Source organism: Pantoea sp. GbtcB22 (assembly GCF_019091025.1).
GTDB lineage: Bacteria > Pseudomonadota > Gammaproteobacteria > Enterobacterales > Enterobacteriaceae > Pantoea > Pantoea leporis.
In genome coordinates, this window is the sequence record NZ_JAGXKB010000001.1 from 355841 (window position 1) to 373265 (window position 17425).

The 17425-nt window shown below is 54.1% G+C and carries 18 protein-coding genes, 1 pseudogene and 1 other annotated feature; of the genes and pseudogenes, 5 read left to right on the plus strand and 14 right to left on the minus strand.

Annotation, left to right across the window (positions count from 1 at the left end):
* Nucleotides 1-46: 46 nt before the first annotated feature.
* From yciA to KVT28_RS01715, 4 genes are read right to left on the minus strand one after another with little or no spacing between them, the layout of a single operon-like run.
* The gene (gene yciA, locus KVT28_RS01700; protein WP_007892397.1) at nt 47-466 is read right to left on the minus strand and encodes an acyl-CoA thioester hydrolase YciA; all 420 of its coding nucleotides are present in this window, start codon (nt 464-466) and stop codon (nt 47-49) included.
* A 54-nt stretch (nt 467-520) separates the two neighbouring features.
* Nucleotides 521-1060 (minus strand): septation protein A, encoded by a 540-nt coding sequence (locus KVT28_RS01705; RefSeq protein WP_008106564.1) that lies wholly within the window; start codon nt 1058-1060, stop codon nt 521-523.
* Nucleotides 1061-1118: 58 nt separating this feature from the next.
* On the minus strand, nt 1119-1853 hold the full coding sequence (locus KVT28_RS01710) for a YciC family protein (protein ID WP_101764255.1): 735 nt from the start codon (nt 1851-1853) through the stop codon (nt 1119-1121).
* A 27-nt stretch (nt 1854-1880) separates the two neighbouring features.
* The gene (locus KVT28_RS01715) at nt 1881-2297 is read right to left on the minus strand and encodes a YkgJ family cysteine cluster protein (RefSeq protein WP_101764256.1); all 417 of its coding nucleotides are present in this window, start codon (nt 2295-2297) and stop codon (nt 1881-1883) included.
* 246 nt (nt 2298-2543) lie between these two features.
* On the opposite strand from KVT28_RS01715, the gene ompW reads away from it, so the two are divergent.
* Complete coding sequence (gene ompW / locus KVT28_RS01720; RefSeq protein ID WP_064738828.1) at nt 2544-3176, plus strand: outer membrane protein OmpW; 633 nt, start codon at nt 2544-2546, stop codon at nt 3174-3176.
* A 46-nt stretch (nt 3177-3222) separates the two neighbouring features.
* On the opposite strand, the gene KVT28_RS01725 is transcribed toward ompW, so the two are convergent.
* From KVT28_RS01725 to KVT28_RS01755, 6 genes and pseudogenes are all read right to left on the minus strand, one after another.
* Nucleotides 3223-3537 carry a BON domain-containing protein gene (locus tag KVT28_RS01725; RefSeq protein ID WP_101764257.1) on the minus strand — a complete coding sequence of 105 codons (315 nt, stop codon included), beginning with the start codon at nt 3535-3537 and terminating at the stop codon, nt 3223-3225.
* Nucleotides 3538-3786: 249 nt separating this feature from the next.
* Nucleotides 3787-4590, minus strand: a complete 804-nt coding sequence (trpA, locus tag KVT28_RS01730; RefSeq protein WP_101764258.1) for a tryptophan synthase subunit alpha — start codon at nt 4588-4590, stop codon at nt 3787-3789.
* Nucleotides 4590-5783 carry a tryptophan synthase subunit beta gene (gene trpB / locus KVT28_RS01735; protein WP_101764259.1) on the minus strand — a complete coding sequence of 398 codons (1194 nt, stop codon included), beginning with the start codon at nt 5781-5783 and terminating at the stop codon, nt 4590-4592. The genes trpA and trpB overlap by 1 nt, the downstream gene beginning before the upstream one ends.
* Nucleotides 5784-5829: 46 nt before the next feature.
* Nucleotides 5830-7197: a bifunctional indole-3-glycerol-phosphate synthase TrpC/phosphoribosylanthranilate isomerase TrpF gene (trpCF, locus tag KVT28_RS01740; protein ID WP_101764260.1), complete on the minus strand. Its 1368-nt coding sequence runs from the start codon at nt 7195-7197 to the stop codon at nt 5830-5832.
* Nucleotide 7198: 1 nt separating this feature from the next.
* Nucleotides 7199-8792: pseudogene (trpD, locus tag KVT28_RS27730) on the minus strand (bifunctional anthranilate synthase glutamate amidotransferase component TrpG/anthranilate phosphoribosyltransferase TrpD).
* Nucleotides 8792-10354, minus strand: coding sequence for an anthranilate synthase component 1 (locus tag KVT28_RS01755; RefSeq protein ID WP_101764262.1), 1563 nt, complete (start codon nt 10352-10354; stop codon nt 8792-8794). The pseudogene trpD and the gene KVT28_RS01755 overlap by 1 nt, the downstream one beginning before the upstream one ends.
* 23 nt (nt 10355-10377) lie before the next feature.
* Nucleotides 10378-10486: a sequence feature (Trp leader region), on the minus strand.
* 154 nt (nt 10487-10640) lie between these two features.
* Here KVT28_RS01755 and KVT28_RS01760 point away from each other — a divergent pair.
* Both KVT28_RS01760 and KVT28_RS01765 read left to right on the plus strand, forming a co-directional pair.
* A complete protein-coding gene (locus tag KVT28_RS01760) occupies nt 10641-11525 on the plus strand; it encodes a PHP domain-containing protein (protein ID WP_217546485.1) in 885 nt (294 codons plus the stop codon).
* Between the two features lie 12 nt (nt 11526-11537).
* A complete protein-coding gene (locus tag KVT28_RS01765) occupies nt 11538-12158 on the plus strand; it encodes an L-threonylcarbamoyladenylate synthase (protein WP_110866253.1) in 621 nt (206 codons plus the stop codon).
* Here the strand turns inward: KVT28_RS01765 and KVT28_RS01770 are convergent, their stop codons facing one another.
* Entirely contained in the window at nt 12159-12815 is a 657-nt protein-coding gene (locus KVT28_RS01770) for a serine protease (RefSeq protein WP_110866252.1), read from the minus strand. It lies immediately after the preceding gene.
* Nucleotides 12816-13631: 816 nt separating this feature from the next.
* Between KVT28_RS01770 and rluB the strand changes: the two genes are divergently transcribed.
* The gene (rluB, locus tag KVT28_RS01775; protein ID WP_217546487.1) at nt 13632-14507 is read left to right on the plus strand and encodes a 23S rRNA pseudouridine(2605) synthase RluB; all 876 of its coding nucleotides are present in this window, start codon (nt 13632-13634) and stop codon (nt 14505-14507) included.
* A gap of 37 nt (nt 14508-14544) precedes the next feature.
* Here rluB and cobO read toward each other — a convergent pair whose 3' ends face one another.
* On the minus strand, nt 14545-15132 hold the full coding sequence (gene cobO / locus KVT28_RS01780) for a cob(I)yrinic acid a,c-diamide adenosyltransferase (RefSeq protein WP_217546489.1): 588 nt from the start codon (nt 15130-15132) through the stop codon (nt 14545-14547).
* Nucleotides 15129-15893 carry a YciK family oxidoreductase gene (locus KVT28_RS01785; protein WP_217546492.1) on the minus strand — a complete coding sequence of 255 codons (765 nt, stop codon included), beginning with the start codon at nt 15891-15893 and terminating at the stop codon, nt 15129-15131. Before KVT28_RS01785 ends, cobO begins: the two co-directional genes overlap by 4 nt.
* A gap of 173 nt (nt 15894-16066) precedes the next feature.
* Between KVT28_RS01785 and sohB the strand changes: the two genes are divergently transcribed.
* Nucleotides 16067-17113 (plus strand): protease SohB, encoded by a 1047-nt coding sequence (gene sohB, locus KVT28_RS01790; protein ID WP_110866249.1) that lies wholly within the window; start codon nt 16067-16069, stop codon nt 17111-17113.
* Nucleotides 17114-17139: 26 nt separating this feature from the next.
* Here the strand turns inward: sohB and KVT28_RS01795 are convergent, their stop codons facing one another.
* On the minus strand, nt 17140-17388 hold the full coding sequence (locus tag KVT28_RS01795) for a DUF2498 family protein (protein ID WP_101764269.1): 249 nt from the start codon (nt 17386-17388) through the stop codon (nt 17140-17142).
* Nucleotides 17389-17425: the final 37 nt, after the last annotated feature.

Here is a 17425-nt window from a genome sequence, read left to right on the forward strand (position 1 = left end):
GGCTGAGAGGCAATAAGAAAGCGGTCAGATGACCGCTTTTTTAATGTTACAGATCGCTTAAATTGCTTCTGCCGGGCGGCAACGGGCGAGATTGACCGGTATTGTCGACAGCGACGTAGACAAACACCGCTTCGGTTGCGCAGTAGGTCTGTCCAATCGGTTCGGACGACACTTTCTTTATCCACACTTCGACGTTTATGGTCATGGAACTGTTGCCGGTGCGGATGCAGCGTGCGTAGCAGCTCACCACATCGCCAACCGCCACCGGTTTAAGGAACGTCATTCCGTCCACGCGCACGGTGACGACACGTCCTTCGGCAATCTCTTTCGCCTTAATTGCGCCGCCCATATCCATCTGCGACATCAACCAGCCACCAAAGATATCTCCGTTAGCATTGGTATCCGCTGGCATGGCCAGGGTACGCAACACCATCTCGCCTTGCGGCGACTTATGTTTTTCGTCCATTGCTCAGTTCTTCTGCAGGTGAAGAGAAGCCCGACGCTGTCGGGCGGAGTGGCATTATTTTTGTTCTTGTTGCGGCATCTGTCGCCAGATATACACGCCGCTTAACAGGGTAAAGAGTAGGGTCAGGCCGGTCAGACCGAACACCTTAAAGTTAACCCAAAATTCCTGCGATAACCAAAACGCAACATAAATATTCGCTAAGCCGCAGGCGAGGAAGAAGATTGCCCAGGCAATGTTGAGATTGCGCCACACGCCTGAAGGCAGTTGTAACTCTTTACCCAGCATGGTTTGGATCAGCGGTTGCTTCATAAACCACTGGCTGTAGAGCAGCGCGACGGCAAACAGCGAATAGATCACCGTGACTTTCCATTTGATGAATTCATCGTTATGGAATACCAGCGTCAGCGTGCCGAATACCGCGACCAGCACAAAGGTAAAAATGGTCATCTTTTCCAGCTTGCGGTAGAGCACCCAACTGACGACCAGCGCCAGACCGGTGGCAACGATCAGTGCGCCAGAAGCAACAAAGATGTCGTACAGCTTGTAGAAGATGAAGAAAACCACCAGGGGAAGAAAATCGAGTAACTGCTTCATAGCGTTTCCAAGTAGGCAGGAGCGTACAGTTATGGCGCCCGGGTGAGCGCCATAACGATTAACGTAACAGCATATACAGCCGGTACAGGTAGATAATCAGCACTGCGGAGACCAGGTTACCCAGCGCGTTCAACACCACGGAGGCGATATTGGCGGGCAGCACGGTCAGCGATGAGAAGAAGAACATCAGCACAATTTTGGCCAGCAGCCACAGCACAATAGCCGGTGCGATAACCTTAATATTCTTCCAGGCGAGACGCATGCTGGCACGCATCGCGCCAATCACGCCGAGCTTCTCATTGGCGAGAATCACCGGTGCCAGTGAAAACAGGATCGCCAGAATCACGCCCGGTACCATCAGCACCATAAAGCCCAATTGAACCAGCAGGGTAATCAGGAAGGTCTGCAGCAGCAGCTTTGGCAGGATGGGCGCAGATGCACCAATAGCGCGCAGCGCGCTGACGCGTTGTCCGCCCGATACCATAGGGATCAGAAGCAGCATGCCACCCAGCAGCAGCGTGTTGCCAATCAACGCAGCGAACGTGCCTGCAGCGGAAGCGCGCAGCAAAATGCGCTGCTGATCCGGAGACATATTTTGTACCAGCTCAAACAGCGACGATGCGCTGTCATCGGACTGGCTCAACAACGAGAGCTGGTCTTCACCTGGCGTTAACGCGTGGCCGACGATCACAGTAATGAACGAGGTCAGCAGCGCCAGCAGTAAAATAGTAACCAGCTGATGGCGCAAAAAATTTCCTGTGTCACGGTATAACGAGCTTGCCGTGATAGACATGTAAACTCCTTGAAAGAACCGGATTAATTAACCCGGCGATTGTACATGTTCTACTGGCGTGCTGGCACCCGCATTGGGATAACTTTCTGTCATAACAGGTAAAGAAGGGTGAAAAAGCGCAGGAAGACCGTAGCGAGCACGGGCGCGATCGCAGGCTTCGTTCTGTTCACCGTTCTCGCCGGACATCGAAAACTCCCGACAGGGCGAAGGACGCTGCTGATAAATGCCGCAGGATACGCAGCCGCCGACGTCGCCCTGCAGCGCAATACAGCGCGGCTGGCGTTGGTTGGTGCCGCGCATATTGCGCATAAACGGGGTTAACGGTTCGGTTAATTCAACGGGAACAGCACCGGCGCCATCATCGGCTTCGGCCCAGTAAAATGAGACACGGAAGTGCGCGCAGCATGCGCCACAGGTCACGCAAGGATTTAGTGAATCGCTCATCTGATCGCCCGCCACCTTTAAGGTATCGAACCAAAATCACACAGGGGAAAGTTAAAATAGTCACGGCGAAAAATTTTCGCAAGCGGACTTTTATTACGCGCTGTAAAGCCAAAATTGATCTGAATCAATTCATTGTTTTTTAAGTGATTAATTTAGATTGATGCAGATGATCTTTTACCAAAAAAGGGGTAAATGTTGTGCCGCATTCAACATTGTGACCCATCTTTATTTGGCAAAGGAGTGATTATGAAACTGGCAAAATGCGCACTGCTGATGGCGCTGGCAATTCCGCAACTGGCTCTCGCTCATGAAGCCGGTGATTTCTTTATGCGTGCAGGTAGCGCCACCGTTCGTCCGACCGAAGGCTCTGACAATGTGCTGGGTATGGGCGGCTTTAACGTTAGCAACGATACGCAGCTGGGCTTGACCTTCACCTATATGGCAACGGATAACATCGGCGTTGAGCTGCTGGCTGCAACCCCGTTCCGTCATAAGGTTGGACTGGGCGCCACCGGTAATCTGGCCACCGTGCGTCAGCTGCCGCCAACCTTAATGGCGCAGTACTATTTCTTTGATAGCAAAAGTAAAGTCCGCCCGTACGTTGGCGTCGGTATCAACTACACCACCTTCTACGATGCCAAATTCAACCAAACGGGTGAGGATGCCGGTTTAAGCGACCTGAGCGTCAAAGATTCGTGGGGCATGGCAGGCCAGGTCGGTCTGGATTATCAAATCAACCGCGACTGGATGCTGAATGCATCGCTGTGGTACATGGATATTGATACCGAAGTGAAATTTAAAGCTGGCGGTGAGCAGCAAAACATCAACACGCGTATCGATCCGTGGGTGTTCTTCTTTGGTGCGGGATATCGATTCTAATCGGCAACCAGAAATGAAGCGGGCGACCAGAAGGTCGCCCGTTGTGTTATTTGATCTGCATATTGTTAACCACAGATTTCACGCCCGCCACGCTACGCGTTACGGCCACCGCGCGATTTGCCATCTGCGGTGAGCTGACAAAACCGCTCAGCTGAACTTTACCCTTGAAGGTTTCAACATTGATTTCGGTCGATTTCAGCGACTCGTCATTCAACAGCTGAGCCTTAACTTTGGTGGTTACCACGGTATCGTCGATGTAACCGCCAGTGCCTTCTTTGGTTGCTGTGGGTGCACACGCGCTAAGTGCCAGCGCCATTACCGCAGCCATCATAAATCCTGCAACGACTTTGAAAAATTTCATTGGTTATCTCCCTGTCTTAGATGATGTTTCGCCGCAATGGGGCGGCGCAGTTAATTGTGGTCTGGAGATGCGAAATCAGCAAATCGGCGCGCGCGAAAAAGTCAGAAAAAGGACGTTTTTACCACTTAATGATCCAATCGCAGTTTTAGCTGGGCGAGAAAACCTGAGAGTAGCCGGAAATTTGAGTTTGGGGATAATTGTGGCAATAAAAAGGCCTTATCCGCACCAGCGAATAAGGCCCTGAAGATTTTAGCGGGTGGCTGCTTTCAGACTGCTCACAAAGGCTTTCAGTTCGCTGAGCAGCGTTGCCGGATCGTTCTGGTTACGCTCAATGATTTTCACAATTGCCGACCCGGAAATGGCACCCGCCGCACCGGCGGCGATGGCTTCTTTCACCTGGCCGGGTTCAGAGATACCAAAGCCCTGCAGCGGCGGCGCAGCGTTAAACTCACGCAGCTTTTCGATCAGGTGATGCAGCGGCAGGCTGGCACGATTTTCCGAACCGGTGACGCCTGCGCGTGACAGCAAATAGGTATAACCGCGACCGTGCGCAGCGATCTCACGCAGCAGTTCATCGTCAGCATTTGGTGGACAGATAAAGATCGGCGCCACATTGTGGCGCAGCGCAGCCTGACGGAAGGGCGCAGACTCTTCCAGCGGCACATCCGCAACCAGCACGGAATCGACGCCCACCGCTTCACACTGTGCATAAAAGTTATCGATACCTTTGCTGAACACCAGATTGGCGTACATCAGCAAGCCAATCGGCAGCTCGGGATATTTCTGGCGCACGGTCGCCAGAATTTCAAAGCACTGCGCCACGGTGGTGCCGGAAGCAAAGGCACGCAGCGTCGCGCCCTGAATGGTTGGGCCGTCGGCCAGCGGATCCGAGAACGGAATACCGAGTTCTAACGCGTCCGCACCGCCTTCCACCAGGGTATCGATAATTTTTAGCGACAGTTCAGGTGACGGATCGCCGAGAGTAACGAAGGGGACAAACGCGCCTTCTTGCTGCGCCGACAGACGTTGAAACAGCTGATTGTAACGTTCCATCAGATCTCTCCCTTGGCTTTCAAAATATCGTGAACGGTGAAGATGTCTTTATCGCCGCGACCAGAAAGGTTAACCACCAGCAGCTGCTCTTTTTCCGGATTTTCGCGGATCATTTTCAGTGCATGTGCCAGCGCGTGTGAGGATTCGAGCGCAGGAATAATCCCTTCAGCACGGCACAGCTCTTTAAAGGCGCTGAGCGCTTCGTCATCGGTGATCGAAACATATTCCGCGCGGCCGATACTGTTCAGATGCGCATGCTGAGGACCCACTGACGGGAAGTCCAGACCCGCAGAGATTGAGTAAGATTCTTCAATCTGCCCCTCTTCGGTCTGCATCATCGGCGCTTTCATACCGAAATAGATCCCTACGCGACCGTGCTTGAGCGGCGCACCGTGTTCTCCGGTTTCGATCCCGTGACCGGCCGGCTCTACGCCGATCAGGCCAACACTTTCTTCTTCGATAAAATCAGCGAACATGCCGATAGCGTTCGAACCACCGCCCACGCAGGCTAACACCGCATCCGGCAGGCGACCTTCGCGCTCCAGAATCTGCGCTTTGGTCTCTTCACCAATCATGCGCTGGAATTCACGCACGATAGTCGGGAACGGATGCGGGCCAGCGGCGGTGCCGAGCATGTAGTGCGCGGTTTCATAGCTGCCAGACCAGTCGCGCAGCGCCTCGTTACAGGCATCTTTCAGCGTGGCTGAGCCGCTATGCACCGGAATCACTTCCGCGCCCATCAGACGCATACGGAATACGTTTGGCGACTGACGCTCAACGTCCTTGGCGCCCATGTAGATGCGGCACTTCATACCCAGCAGGGCACAGGCTAACGCTGACGCGACACCGTGCTGACCGGCGCCGGTTTCCGCGATGATCTCGTTTTTGCCCATGCGTTTGGCCAGCAGCGCCTGACCCAGCACCTGGTTGGTTTTGTGCGCGCCACCGTGCAGCAGATCTTCACGCTTTAGATAGAGGCGGGTTTTGCTGCCTTTAGTCAGGTTGCTGCACAGCGTCAAAGCCGTTGGGCGTCCAGCGTAGTTTTTCAGCAGGTCAGTAAACTCGGCCTGAAACTCGGGATCGCGCTGCGCTTCAACAAACGCATTTTCCAACTGGCGCAAGGCTGGCATCAGGATTTGTGGTACGTACTGGCCGCCAAACTCGCCAAAATAGGGATTCAATAACGTGGTCATTTTTTCATCTTCCTTATTCGGCCCGCGCCATGGCGGGCAAGCGAAATTAATAGGCGCGCAGCGTGCGGAATACCGCCGCGACTTTGCTGGCATCTTTAATGCCTGGCGCAGATTCTACGCCGGAGTTGAAATCGAGGCCGGCACAGCCCAGCTGCGCGGCCTCTACGCAGTTGTCAGCGCTTAGGCCACCGGCCAGCAGCACATTGCTGAGATCCTGGCCTTGCAGCAGTGACCAATCGAAACGCTGGCCGGTGCCGCCCTGGCCATTATCAAACACGTAACGATCGACGTGCGGCCAGTCGCGCGCAGGTAACTGCTCTTTAATGCTCAGCGCTTTCCAGATTTTGGTGTCTGCTGGCAGCGCCTGACGCAATTCTGCGACGAACGCCTGATCTTCATCGCCGTGCAGCTGCACCGCATAAAGTTTTAAACTTTCCGCTAGCGTGACAATGTCACTTGCCGCATTGTTGCGGAATACGCCAACATACTTCAGCGGGGCAGCCGCCTGCACAATCTGCGCCTGCTCGCGGCTGATTTTACGCGGTGAGCCTTCAGCGAAGATCAAGCCACCGTAAATGGCGCCGGCTTCCTGCGCTCCACGTGCATCTTCGGCGCGGGTCAGGCCGCAGACTTTATTATCACCGAGCAATACGCGTCGCACGCCAGCGGTGAGATCGGCTTCTTCCATCAGCGCGGAGCCAATCAGGAAGCCGTTAGCGAAGTGGCTCAGCTCACGAACCTGCGCATAATTGTGAATGCCAGATTCGCTGATGACGGTGACGCCATGTCCGAGGCGCGGCGCTAACTGACGCGTGCGATTCAGGTCGATGGACAGGTCGCGCAGGTCGCGGTTATTAATGCCGACGACTTTGGCTTCCAGCGCAATCGCGCGTTCCATCTCTTCTTCATTACTGACTTCGGTCAGCACGCCCATTTTCAGGCTGTGCGCCACGGCGGCGAGCTGACGATATTGCTCATCATCCAGCACCGACAACATCAGCAAAATGGCGTCGGCTTGATAATGTCGTGCCAGATAGATCTGATACGGATCGATGATGAAGTCTTTGCACAACACCGGTTGCGTGATGGCGGCGCTAACAATCGGCAGGAACGCAAAATCGCCCTGGAAGTATTTCTCATCGGTTAACACCGACACCGCAGAAGCGTAATGACGATATACGCCAGCGATGGTGGCGGGATCGAAATCCTCGCGAATCAGCCCTTTGGAGGGCGATGCTTTTTTGCATTCCAGGATGAATACCGTGCGCGATCCGCGCAGTGCATCGTAAAAATGACGTTCCGCAGGCTGCAAATCGTTCTGGAAGGTGGCCAGCGGCTGCTGTGCTTTGCGCGCTTCAACCCAGACGGCTTTATCTTGTACGATTTTCTCTAAAACAGTGCCCTTAATACTCATCTCATCCTCTCGCTGCCAGAGCGACAACGCGCTCGTAGGCCTGTCCGCTGCGAATGGCAGCGATGGCGCGCTGTGCGTTGTCGCGCAAATCTTCATTTCCGAACACTTTCAGTAACATTGCGACGTTGACCGCCACCGCCTGCTCATGGGCGGGCTGGCCTTTACCCTGGAGTAAACGGGTCAGAATGTCACGGTTTTCTTCCGGCGTGCCGCCTGCCAACGCGTCTTTATCATGGAAGCCAAAACCGAAGTCTTCTGGCGTCAGCTGATAGCCAGTGATTTCGCCATCACGCAGCTCGGCGACCTGCGTTGGGCTATGCAGCGCCACTTCATCCATGCCACCGCCGTGAACCACAGCCGCACGTTGATAGCCGAGCACTTTTAGCGTTTGGGCGATTGGCAGTACCAGCTCCGGGCTATACACGCCAATCACCGCCAGCGGTGGACGCGCAGGGTTAATCAGCGGACCCAACACGTTAAAGATGGTACGGGTTTTCAACTGCTGACGTACCGGCATTGCGTGACGAAAACCGCTGTGATACTGCGGAGCAAACAGGAAGCAGACGTTGAGATCGTCCAGCGCCTCACGTGCTTGTTCCGCAGGCATATCCAAATTGATGCCAAATGCCGCCAGCAGATCGGAAGAACCCGATTTGCTGGAGACGCTGCGATTACCGTGCTTTGCCACTTTCAGGCCGCAGGTTGCCGCAACAAAGGCGCTGGCGGTGGAGATATTGATGCTGTTGCTGCCGTCACCGCCGGTACCGACGATATCGGCAAAGGTGTAATCCGGGCGCGGGAACGGTTTTGCATCGGCCAGCAGCGCGGAAGCGGCACCGGCGATCTCTTCCGGACGCTCGCCACGGACTTTCATGGCAATCAGCGCGGCGGCTAACTGCGTCGGCTCCAGCTGACCGGTAATGATAGCGCTAAATAGCTGGTGGCTTTCGCCCTGGCTCAGCGTCTCAGACTGATAAAGTTTTTCCAGAATAGTTTGCATCATAATCTCCCTATTACTTCGCCAGCGCCCAGGCCAACGTCTGTTCTAATAAGCGCGCGCCCTGAGTGGTGAGAATGGATTCGGGGTGGAACTGGAAGCCACAGACGCGGTCGGCATCGTGGCGCACGGCCATCACCATGCCGTTGTAGCTGGCGTTAACGGTCAATTCGGCTGGCGTATTGCTACCGACCAGCGAGTGATAGCGCGCCACCGGCAGCGGATTGCTCAGGCCAGCGAACATGCCTTCGCCATCGTGGGTAATAGAAGAGGCTTTGCCGTGCAGGATCTCGCCGGCCTGACCGACATGGCCGCCGTAAGCTTCAACAATCGCCTGATGACCGAGACAGATGCCGATAATCGGCAGACGACCGCGCAGCGCTTGCAGCAAATCTGGCATGCATCCGGCATCTTTCGGCGCGCCCGGACCCGGCGACAGCATCAGAATTGGGTTTTCCATCTGCTGCAGGCGTTCAATCAGCACCTCAGCGGGCACGTTGTTGCGGTAAATCACCACGTTATGGCCAAAGGTACGCAGCTGATCAACGAGGTTGTAAGTAAAGGAGTCGATGTTATCGAGCAGCAGGATATCGGCCATCAGAAAATCTCCTTGCAGTGATGGGCTGTTGCGATGGCACGCAATACCGCGCGCGCTTTATTGCGGCTCTCGTCCGCTTCTGCCTGAGGCTGGGAATCCAGCACCACACCGGCGCCGGCTTGTACGGTGGCTACACCGTCTTCAACCCACGCGGAACGGATAACGATGCAGGTATCAAGGTCGCCGTTAGCGGTGAAATAGCCGACTGCGCCGCCGTAGCTGCCGCGACGTGTGCCTTCTTTCCCGGCAATCAGTTGCATCGCACGCACTTTCGGTGCGCCGCTCAGCGTGCCCATGTTCATGCAGGCGCGGTAGGCGTGCAGCACGTCGAGATCTGCGCGCAGCGTGCCGACCACGCGTGACACCAGATGCATCACGAATGAGTAGCGGTCAACTTTAGTCAGGTCTGCCACGTAACGGCTGCCCGGCACACAGATACGCGCCAAATCGTTACGTGCTAAATCCACCAGCATCAGGTGCTCAGCCATCTCTTTATGGTCGGTGCGCATTTCCAGTTCGATGCGGCTGTCGAGATCGCGATCCAGCGAGCCATCGGCATGGCGGCCGCGTGGACGCGTACCGGCAATCGGGTAGATCTCAATCTGACGCGACGTCGCGTCATATTTCAGTGAGCTTTCTGGCGAGGCACCAAACAGCGCGAAATCCTGATCCTGCATAAAGAACATGTAAGGACTTGGATTGCTGTTTTTCAACGTGTCGTAAGCGGCCAGTGGAGAAGGGCACGGCAGCGAGAAGCGACGTGAAGGGACAACCTGGAAGATTTCGCCAATGCGAATCGCTTCCTGCATCTCACGCACCACGTTGCAGTACTCTTCATCGCTCTGACTGGTGCTCAGCGTCATGTGCTCGACGCGCTGGACCGGCAATGCGGGCGCTGCTTGCGTCATCTGGCCGCGCAGTTGTTCGATGCGGCCTTGCAGACGCTGGAACTCGCTGGTCGATGGGCTGAATAAGCTGGCCTGCAGGCGAGCAGTGCGCTGCTGATGGTCGATCACCAGTAAGGTTTCGGCCAGATAGAAGCAGTAATCCGGGCAACGCTGTTCGTTGCGCAGTTGCGGCAGATCTTCGAAACCGGCCACTAAGTCATAAGCGAACAAGCCGCCAAGTAGCATCGCTTCACGCTCCTCTTCCGGGCTGTTCACCAGTTGCGGGATCAGGCGCAGCGCATCAAATACGGAAAGGGCCTTCAGGCGGGAATCTTCGTCCTGCATGCCTTGCGGCTGGGTGAAATGCAGCTCGCGGCCATCAGGGCGCACCTCGATACGCACCTCAGAGGGCAGCGCCTCGTCCAGCAGCGGCAAGATGGCGCGACCATTTTCCGACAGCGCTTTGATGGTGACGATGTTGCCCAGCGCACTGACGCGCAGCGCGCTATCCACGATTAACAGGCTTTTCAGGTTTTGTTTGCTGTCGATATCTGCGGATTCAAGCAGCAGAGTTGCTGGACGTGCGCCGCATAACTGATGAAACACTGCGGCCGGATCTTCGCGGTAGGGCGCGGTACCGGTTATCAACTTCAATGTAGGTTTCGCAATAGCCATAATGGATTCTCTGAATTTCGCTCAAAAAAAAGCCCGCTCGGTGGCGGGCTTAGGTATCAATCTGCACTGCGGTTACGCAAATTGTGCACGACGACGTCGCCCGATAAAGGGATCTTCGCGCCACCAACCATTTAGATGCGTACCAAAAATAGTCATGATTAAATACCCGTTACGTGTGAACTTGTGTACTAGTTAACTGGTTCGGGCGAAAAATGTCAATACCCTTTTTCAGCCAGGGGCAAAATCGTTATCATGCCTGCCGGTTTATGCAGTTGCTGGAGTTATTTTGTCGGACATCGCTCGTTTTCCCCTTTACGATTTACACAGCCATACGCTGGCTTCTGACGGCTTATTGACGCCGACCGCGCTGGTGCAGCGCGCGGTTGAGATGAAAGTCGGTGTGCTGGCGATTACCGATCACGACACGGTGGCGGGCGTGGCAGAAGCGCAGGCGGCAGTGATGCAACAGGATCTACCGATCCGCGTGCTAGCCGGTTTAGAAGCATCAACCTTATGGGAAAATCACGAAATCCACATTGTGGGGCTGAATGTCGATTGCCAGCATCCCGCGCTGACTGAATTCCTTGCGCAGCAGTATCAGACACGCCTTGATCGTGCGCAGCAGATTGCCGAACGCCTCGAGCGCGCTCGCATTCCTGATGCGCTAGCCGGTGCGCAGCGACTGGCGCAGGGCGGCTTGATCACGCGTGGCCACTTTGCGCGTTATCTGGTGGAGATTGGCAAAGCCGACAATATGGCGCAGGTATTCAAGAATTATCTGGCGCGCGGGAAAACCGGCTACGTGCCGCCGCAATGGTGTACAATTAAACAAGCCATTGATGCTATTCATCATTCTGGCGGCTATGCCGTTTTGGCGCATCCCGGTCGTTATGGTTTGTCGGCTAAATGGTTAAAGCGGCTGATTGCGCATTTTGCCGACGTGGGTGGCGATGCCATGGAGGTCGCGCAGTGCCAGCAAGCGCCCAACGAGCGCACGCAGCTGGCAACCTATGCGCGTGACCATCAGTTAGCCGGGTCGCAGGGATCAGATTTCCACCAACCTTGTCCGTGGATAGAACTGGGACGCAAGTTATGGCTACCGGGCGGCGTGGAGCCGGTTTGGGAACGCTTCCCCGCATTGGCGCCCAGCAGTGCTGTTACAGACAGGTGATATGAGGTTTTTATGAGTCAATATTTTCACATTCATCCCGACAATCCGCAGCCGCGCCTGGTAAATCAGGCCGTTGATTATCTCAATAAAGGCAGCGTGATTGTTTATCCAACCGACTCTGGCTATGCGCTGGGGTGTCGTCTGGAAGAGAAAAATGCCATGGAACGCATTTGTCGCATTCGCCAGTTGGATGGCAATCACAACTTTACGCTGATGTGCCGCGATCTGTCGGAGCTGTCGACTTACGCGCAGGTGGATAACTCCGCGTTTCGCCTCCTGAAAAACAACACGCCGGGCAACTACACCTTCATTTTGAAGGCGACGAAAGAAGTGCCGCGTCGTCTGATGAATGACAAACGTAAAACCATCGGGCTACGCGTGCCGTCCAACCCGGTGGCGCTGGCGCTATTGGAGCGCCTCAACGAGCCGATGATGTCGACTTCGCTGATGCTGCCCGGCAATGATTTCACCGAGTCCGATCCGGAAGAGATTCAGTACAGCATTGGCAAGCTGGTGGATCTGATTATTGATGGCGGCACGCTGGGACAGCAGCCGACCACGGTGATCGATCTCACCAGCGATGCGCCGGTGGTGGTGCGCGAAGGTGTCGGTGACACGCGCCCGTTCCAGTAATCATGCATGGTCAGGCGTGGCTTCCTGCGTCTGACCAATATTGGATTCCAGCCAGGTTTTGAAATCCCCGTACGGAATATACAGCGAGACATCTTTTAAGATGACTTTCTTGCTGCGAACGTTAGATATTTCATGGCTGTAACCGACAATCACCCCGCCAATAGTTTGGTCCGCATTATATACCGCGCCACCCGACATCCCTTGCACCACGCCAGCATTTGATGCCATTGCCATGCAGGGCTTTTTATTCCATTTATTGGTGATGGCGGTACGCGCTAAATTAACGCCGCTCGATTCCACCGGCATAGCGGAAATAAAGCTATAACCGTACATTTTAATCGGTTCGCCAATAGCACCGTTGCGGAATTTCGCCAGCGTTTCTGGACTGTTTTTATGATAAATAATCGCGACGTCGCAATAAGGATGATAGGCCTTGACACGCTGCACGGCCGTTTTTGCCACGTGCGCCGCCGTCAGGCTGTATTCTGGCGTCAAAGGAATGGTTGTACCGAGAATGCCCAAACCCAGCACGGTCGGGATGCCTGTCACGCTCATATCAACGTGTTGCATCGCAGTACGACTGTACTCAGTGTGGCCCACGGAACAACCGCTCAGTGCCAGCGCAGCGAGCGCAGGCCAAAGCAGAGAGGTTTTCATGGCTGTGATCTTCTTTAAAGCATGTCCGTAAAATCCCTGGTGAAGACTTTCGACATGCAAATTAAATTCATTCCGTAAATGAATAAACGCGTCTAATCCCGCGCGCCGGTTTGTAATATCAGTGAAATTACACAGTGGTTCGTTAATGATTTGTAAGTTGAACGAATATAAATAGTAAATGAAAGCTATGTTATTATGACGACGCACTGGATTTCAGGCTTAAATTTTACACAGTTTTTTCTGCAGAACAATTCATCAAATTTAATATTAATCAAATAATACAAAAATACAGACTTAATCCAACCTGTAGTGCCAATAAACTATAAGTTTGCATTTATTACTGTAATAGACCTTATTTAATGCTATTAAATAGTTTTTTGTGCTGTTTTATTGTTTTTACTTAGATTTAAAGTTTGTGATTATCCTTAAGCGTGGCGAGCAATAGCGGTTAAGCAGTCTTGCAAAGTGCTAATGTATCAGTTGTCTTAAGTTGATAATAGGCTCAGGCGGGAAAGGTTAGGGACAAGTAATAATAATTCAGTCACTTGGCGTGGATGCTGCGGATGCAAATAAGACCGATCTATCAGCCAGCTGAATGTTTATCGTCATGGTCTTAATGGCCATGTTTTTACCAGACCCTCTGTTATCGGCAGCAAAGGAAAAGGTGTTAACAAAACTTGCGTTAGTGTAAAATCGCGGGCCGTCTGAGATTGCAGCAGCGATGCAGAGCGGTAACAGATTCTGATATGGGAATTGGTAATCCCTGTATCGCACCTCTTCTTACCACGACGCCTGGGAAGGCGACAACGAGGCTCCATGAGCGAAAAATTACAGAAAGTATTAGCGCGCGCCGGTCACGGTTCGCGTCGCGAAATCGAAACCATGATTTCAGCCGGACGCGTCAGCGTTGACGGCAAACTGGCGACGCTTGGCGATCGCATCGAAAGTGATAAATCCCTGAAAATTCGTATCGATGGCCATCTGGTTTCCATCGCTGAGTCGGCGACCGAAGTGTGTCGCGTATTGGCGTACTACAAACCAGAAGGTGAACTCTGCACGCGTAACGATCCGGAAGGGCGTCCAACCGTATTTGATCGTCTGCCGCGTCTGCGTGGTTCACGCTGGATTGCCGTCGGTCGTCTGGATGTGAATACCTGCGGTTTGATGCTGTTCACCACCGATGGTGAACTGGCTAACCGTTTGATGCACCCAAGCCGTGAAGTGGAGCGTGAATATGCGGTTCGCGTGTTTGGCGAAGTGGATGACGATAAAATCCGTCAGCTGAGCAAAGGCGTGCAGCTGGAAGATGGCCCGGCATCGTTCAAAACCATTAAGTTTGCCGGTGGCGAAGGCATCAACCAATGGTACAACGTGACGCTGACCGAAGGTCGTAACCGCGAAGTGCGCCGTCTGTGGGAAGCGGTTGGCGTGCAGGTTAGCCGACTGATGCGTGTGCGTTACGGTGATATACAGTTGCCAAAAGGCTTGCCACGCGGCGGCTGGATCGAGATGGAATTACCGGCAGTCAACTATCTGCGTACGTTAGTCAGTATGCCGGAAGAGACGGTAACGAAAGTGGCCGTTGAAAAGGATCGTCGTCGCACCAAGGCTAACCAAATTCGTCGTGCGGTAAAACGTCACGGTGTGGTGAGCAACAATCCGCGTCGGAATAACACTAAACGCGGTGCCTGATCCTAAGCCTGACGCCGCGCTTTGCGGCGTCAGCGTGTTACCAATCTATTCCTTGCTGTGCCTGAATTCCCGCATCAAACGCATGTTTCACCGGACGCATTTCCGTTACGGTATCTGCCAAATCCAGTAACGTACGATGACAGCCGCGACCGGTAATGATTACGCTTTGCTGTGCAGGGCGCTGTTGCAGCGCATCGACCAGCTCCGCTAAATCCAGATAATCCATGCTCACCATGTACGTGATTTCATCCAGGATCACCAGATCGACGCGGCTATCGGCCAACATACGACGCGCCTGCTGCCACACTACCTGGCAGGCGGCAGTGTCAGTCTCACGGTTCTGCGTATCCCAGGTAAAACCGGTGGACATCACCTGAAATTCAACGCCGTGCTGTTCCAATAAGTTACGTTCACCGTTGGGCCATTCGCCTTTAATGAACTGTACCGCCGCCACATTTTTACCGTGTCCGCAGGCGCGCAACGCGGTGCCAAAAGCCGCGGTGGTTTTCCCTTTGCCGTTACCGGTGAACACCATCAAAATGCCGCGCGTCTCGGTGGCGGCGGCGATTCGGGCATCAACCTGCTCTTTTAGTCGCTGCTGGCGTTGCTGATGGCGATCGTTCATGCGGTTGCCGGCCCCGCTTTGCGTCCCGGCTGCGCATCAAAGCTGGTGCCGGTTTTACGTCGGCTGTCATCACCCATCAAATAGAGGTAGAGCGGCATCAAATCCGCGGGGGTTTTGAGTAAATTGGCATCCTCATCCGGGAAAGCGCTGGCGCGCATTTTGGTGCGCGTACCGCCGGGATTGATGCAGTTGACCCGCAAGTGACGGTTTTTATACTCGTCGGCCAGCACCTGCATCATACCTTCGGTGGCAAACTTCGAAACCGCATACGCGCCCCAGCCTGCACGGCCGTTGCGGCCCACGCTGGACGTGGTAAACACCAGCGATCCGGCATCCGATTTCAGCAGCAGCGGCAGTAATGCCTGGGTTAAATAGAAGGTGGCATCAAGGTTTATCTGCATCACGTCACGCCAGATCTGTGGATCGAGCTCCTCCAACGGTACGATTTCGCCCAGAATGCCAGCGTTGTGTAGCACGCCATCCAGTCGCGGCACCAGCGCAGTAACCTGGTCGGCTAACTGCTGGCAGCTTTCTGGCGTAGCTTTGGCCAGATCCAGTAATAAAGAAGCGGCTGGCTGCTTGTTTAACTGGTTGATGGCCTGCTCCGTTTTCTGCAGGTTGTCGGCGTTGCGGCCCAACAGGATGACGCGCGCGCCGTAGCGCGCGTAGGTTAGCGCCGCTTCACGGCCAATGCCATCGGAAGCGCCGGTGACGAGGATGATGCGATTTTCCAGCAGATCGCTTTTCGGTTGATAATGCACAGCGATGTCCTTTGCTCGGGTCAGAAGGTTTTTGGCTTTATGCCTGAATTTGCCGCGCGGTGCAACGCTTGAGCCTCGCATTCTGTGCCGCCTGCGGGCATTTCAGGCGACGACAGCGCGTAAAGCGGGTAAACTTACAGCTGTTGTAATTTACTGTTTAATAAGGCGGCAGAATGGATTTTTTCTCCAGTTATGGATTATTTCTGGCTAAGGCCGTCACCGTGGTGGTGGCGATCGCAGCTATTGTTCTGATTGTGCTAAATGCCGCGCTGCGTAAACGTCACAGCAGCGGTCAGCTGCGTTTGACGCATCTTGATGATGATTATCGTGAGATGAAGGAAGATCTGCAGCTCGCCAAAATGAAGCCACAGGCGCAAAAAGTGTGGCTCAAGCAGCATAAGAAAGAAGAGAAGCAAAAGGCGAAAGCTGATAAACGCAATGCTAAAGCCGGCGTGAGCGAGACGCTGAAGCCCACGCTGTATGTGCTGGAGTTCAAAGGCAGCATGGACGCGAGTGAGGTCACCTCATTGCGTGAAGAGATCTCCGCAGTGCTGGCAGTTGCGGTGCCGGGCGATGAAGTGCTACTGCGCCTGGAAAGCCCCGGCGGCGTAGTACACGGCTACGGTTTGGCTGCTTCGCAGCTGCAACGCCTGCGCGATGCCGGTCTGCAATTGACGGCGGTGGTGGATAAAGTCGCTGCCAGCGGCGGTTACATGATGGCTTGCGTGGCGGATCGCATTGTGGCCGCACCGTTTTCTATTATTGGTTCAATTGGCGTGGTCGCGCAGATCCCTAACTTCAACCGCCTGTTGAAGCGCAACGATATTGACGTCGAGCTGCATACCGCCGGTCAGTACAAACGGACTTTGACGCTGTTTGGTGAAAACACCGAAGAAGGGCGCGAGAAATTCCAGGAAGATCTCAACGAAACGCATCAGCTGTTTAAAGATTTCGTGCAGCAGATGCGTCCGTCGCTTGATCTGAACAAAGTGGCGACCGGCGAGCATTGGTATGGTCGTCAGGCGCTGGATTTGGGTTTGATTGATGAAATCGGCACCAGCGATGCGTTGATTATCAAGCATATGGATCGCTTCACCGTGCTGGGCGTCCATTACGCACGTAAGCGTAAAATGATGGATCGCTTTACCAACAGCGCCAGTCTGGCGGCAGAGCGGTTGATTCTGAAAATATGGCAGCGCGGCGAGAAGCCGCTGTTGTAACCGAGCCCGGCAACTGCCGGGCTTTTTTATGCCAGATGATATTGAGAGGAGAGTTCGACCGCGAGGTGTTTAAACACGTTAAATACCGTGGTGGTTTTTGCGGTGGGCAAGCCTTCATCATCGAGAAAATAGGGACCGCGAAACACCAAAACATCACCTTGCTGAATCACATCATTGGCTTCTAATCCGACAAAATAATCGTCGTGCTGCGTGATTATCTGATTAGCTATTTCCAGTAACGCGTGGCGTGAAATAGCTTCCGTTGGCACTGACATTTTTCACCTCTTTTTTGACAGCCATTTTTCTCCTTCT

What these genes read in the sequence shown, in the direction of transcription:
- yciA (WP_007892397.1), bottom strand. Translation starts at nt 466, where the DNA reads ATGGACGAAAAACATAAGTCGCCGCAAGGCGAGATGGTGTTGCGTACC.
- KVT28_RS01705 (WP_008106564.1), bottom strand. Translation starts at nt 1,060, where the DNA reads ATGAAGCAGTTACTCGATTTTCTTCCCCTGGTGGTTTTCTTCATCTTC.
- KVT28_RS01710 (WP_101764255.1), bottom strand. Translation starts at nt 1,853, where the DNA reads ATGTCTATCACGGCAAGCTCGTTATACCGTGACACAGGAAATTTTTTG.
- KVT28_RS01715 (WP_101764256.1), bottom strand. Translation starts at nt 2,297, where the DNA reads ATGAGCGATTCACTAAATCCTTGCGTGACCTGTGGCGCATGCTGCGCG.
- ompW (WP_064738828.1), top strand. Translation starts at nt 2,544, where the DNA reads ATGAAACTGGCAAAATGCGCACTGCTGATGGCGCTGGCAATTCCGCAA.
- KVT28_RS01725 (WP_101764257.1), bottom strand. Translation starts at nt 3,537, where the DNA reads ATGAAATTTTTCAAAGTCGTTGCAGGATTTATGATGGCTGCGGTAATG.
- trpA (WP_101764258.1), bottom strand. Translation starts at nt 4,590, where the DNA reads ATGGAACGTTACAATCAGCTGTTTCAACGTCTGTCGGCGCAGCAAGAA.
- trpB (WP_101764259.1), bottom strand. Translation starts at nt 5,783, where the DNA reads ATGACCACGTTATTGAATCCCTATTTTGGCGAGTTTGGCGGCCAGTAC.
- trpCF (WP_101764260.1), bottom strand. Translation starts at nt 7,197, where the DNA reads ATGAGTATTAAGGGCACTGTTTTAGAGAAAATCGTACAAGATAAAGCC.
- KVT28_RS01755 (WP_101764262.1), bottom strand. Translation starts at nt 10,354, where the DNA reads ATGGCTATTGCGAAACCTACATTGAAGTTGATAACCGGTACCGCGCCC.
- KVT28_RS01765 (WP_110866253.1), top strand. Translation starts at nt 11,538, where the DNA reads ATGAGTCAATATTTTCACATTCATCCCGACAATCCGCAGCCGCGCCTG.
- KVT28_RS01770 (WP_110866252.1), bottom strand. Translation starts at nt 12,815, where the DNA reads ATGAAAACCTCTCTGCTTTGGCCTGCGCTCGCTGCGCTGGCACTGAGC.
- rluB (WP_217546487.1), top strand. Translation starts at nt 13,632, where the DNA reads ATGAGCGAAAAATTACAGAAAGTATTAGCGCGCGCCGGTCACGGTTCG.
- cobO (WP_217546489.1), bottom strand. Translation starts at nt 15,132, where the DNA reads ATGAACGATCGCCATCAGCAACGCCAGCAGCGACTAAAAGAGCAGGTT.
- sohB (WP_110866249.1), top strand. Translation starts at nt 16,067, where the DNA reads ATGGATTTTTTCTCCAGTTATGGATTATTTCTGGCTAAGGCCGTCACC.
- KVT28_RS01795 (WP_101764269.1), bottom strand. Translation starts at nt 17,388, where the DNA reads ATGTCAGTGCCAACGGAAGCTATTTCACGCCACGCGTTACTGGAAATA.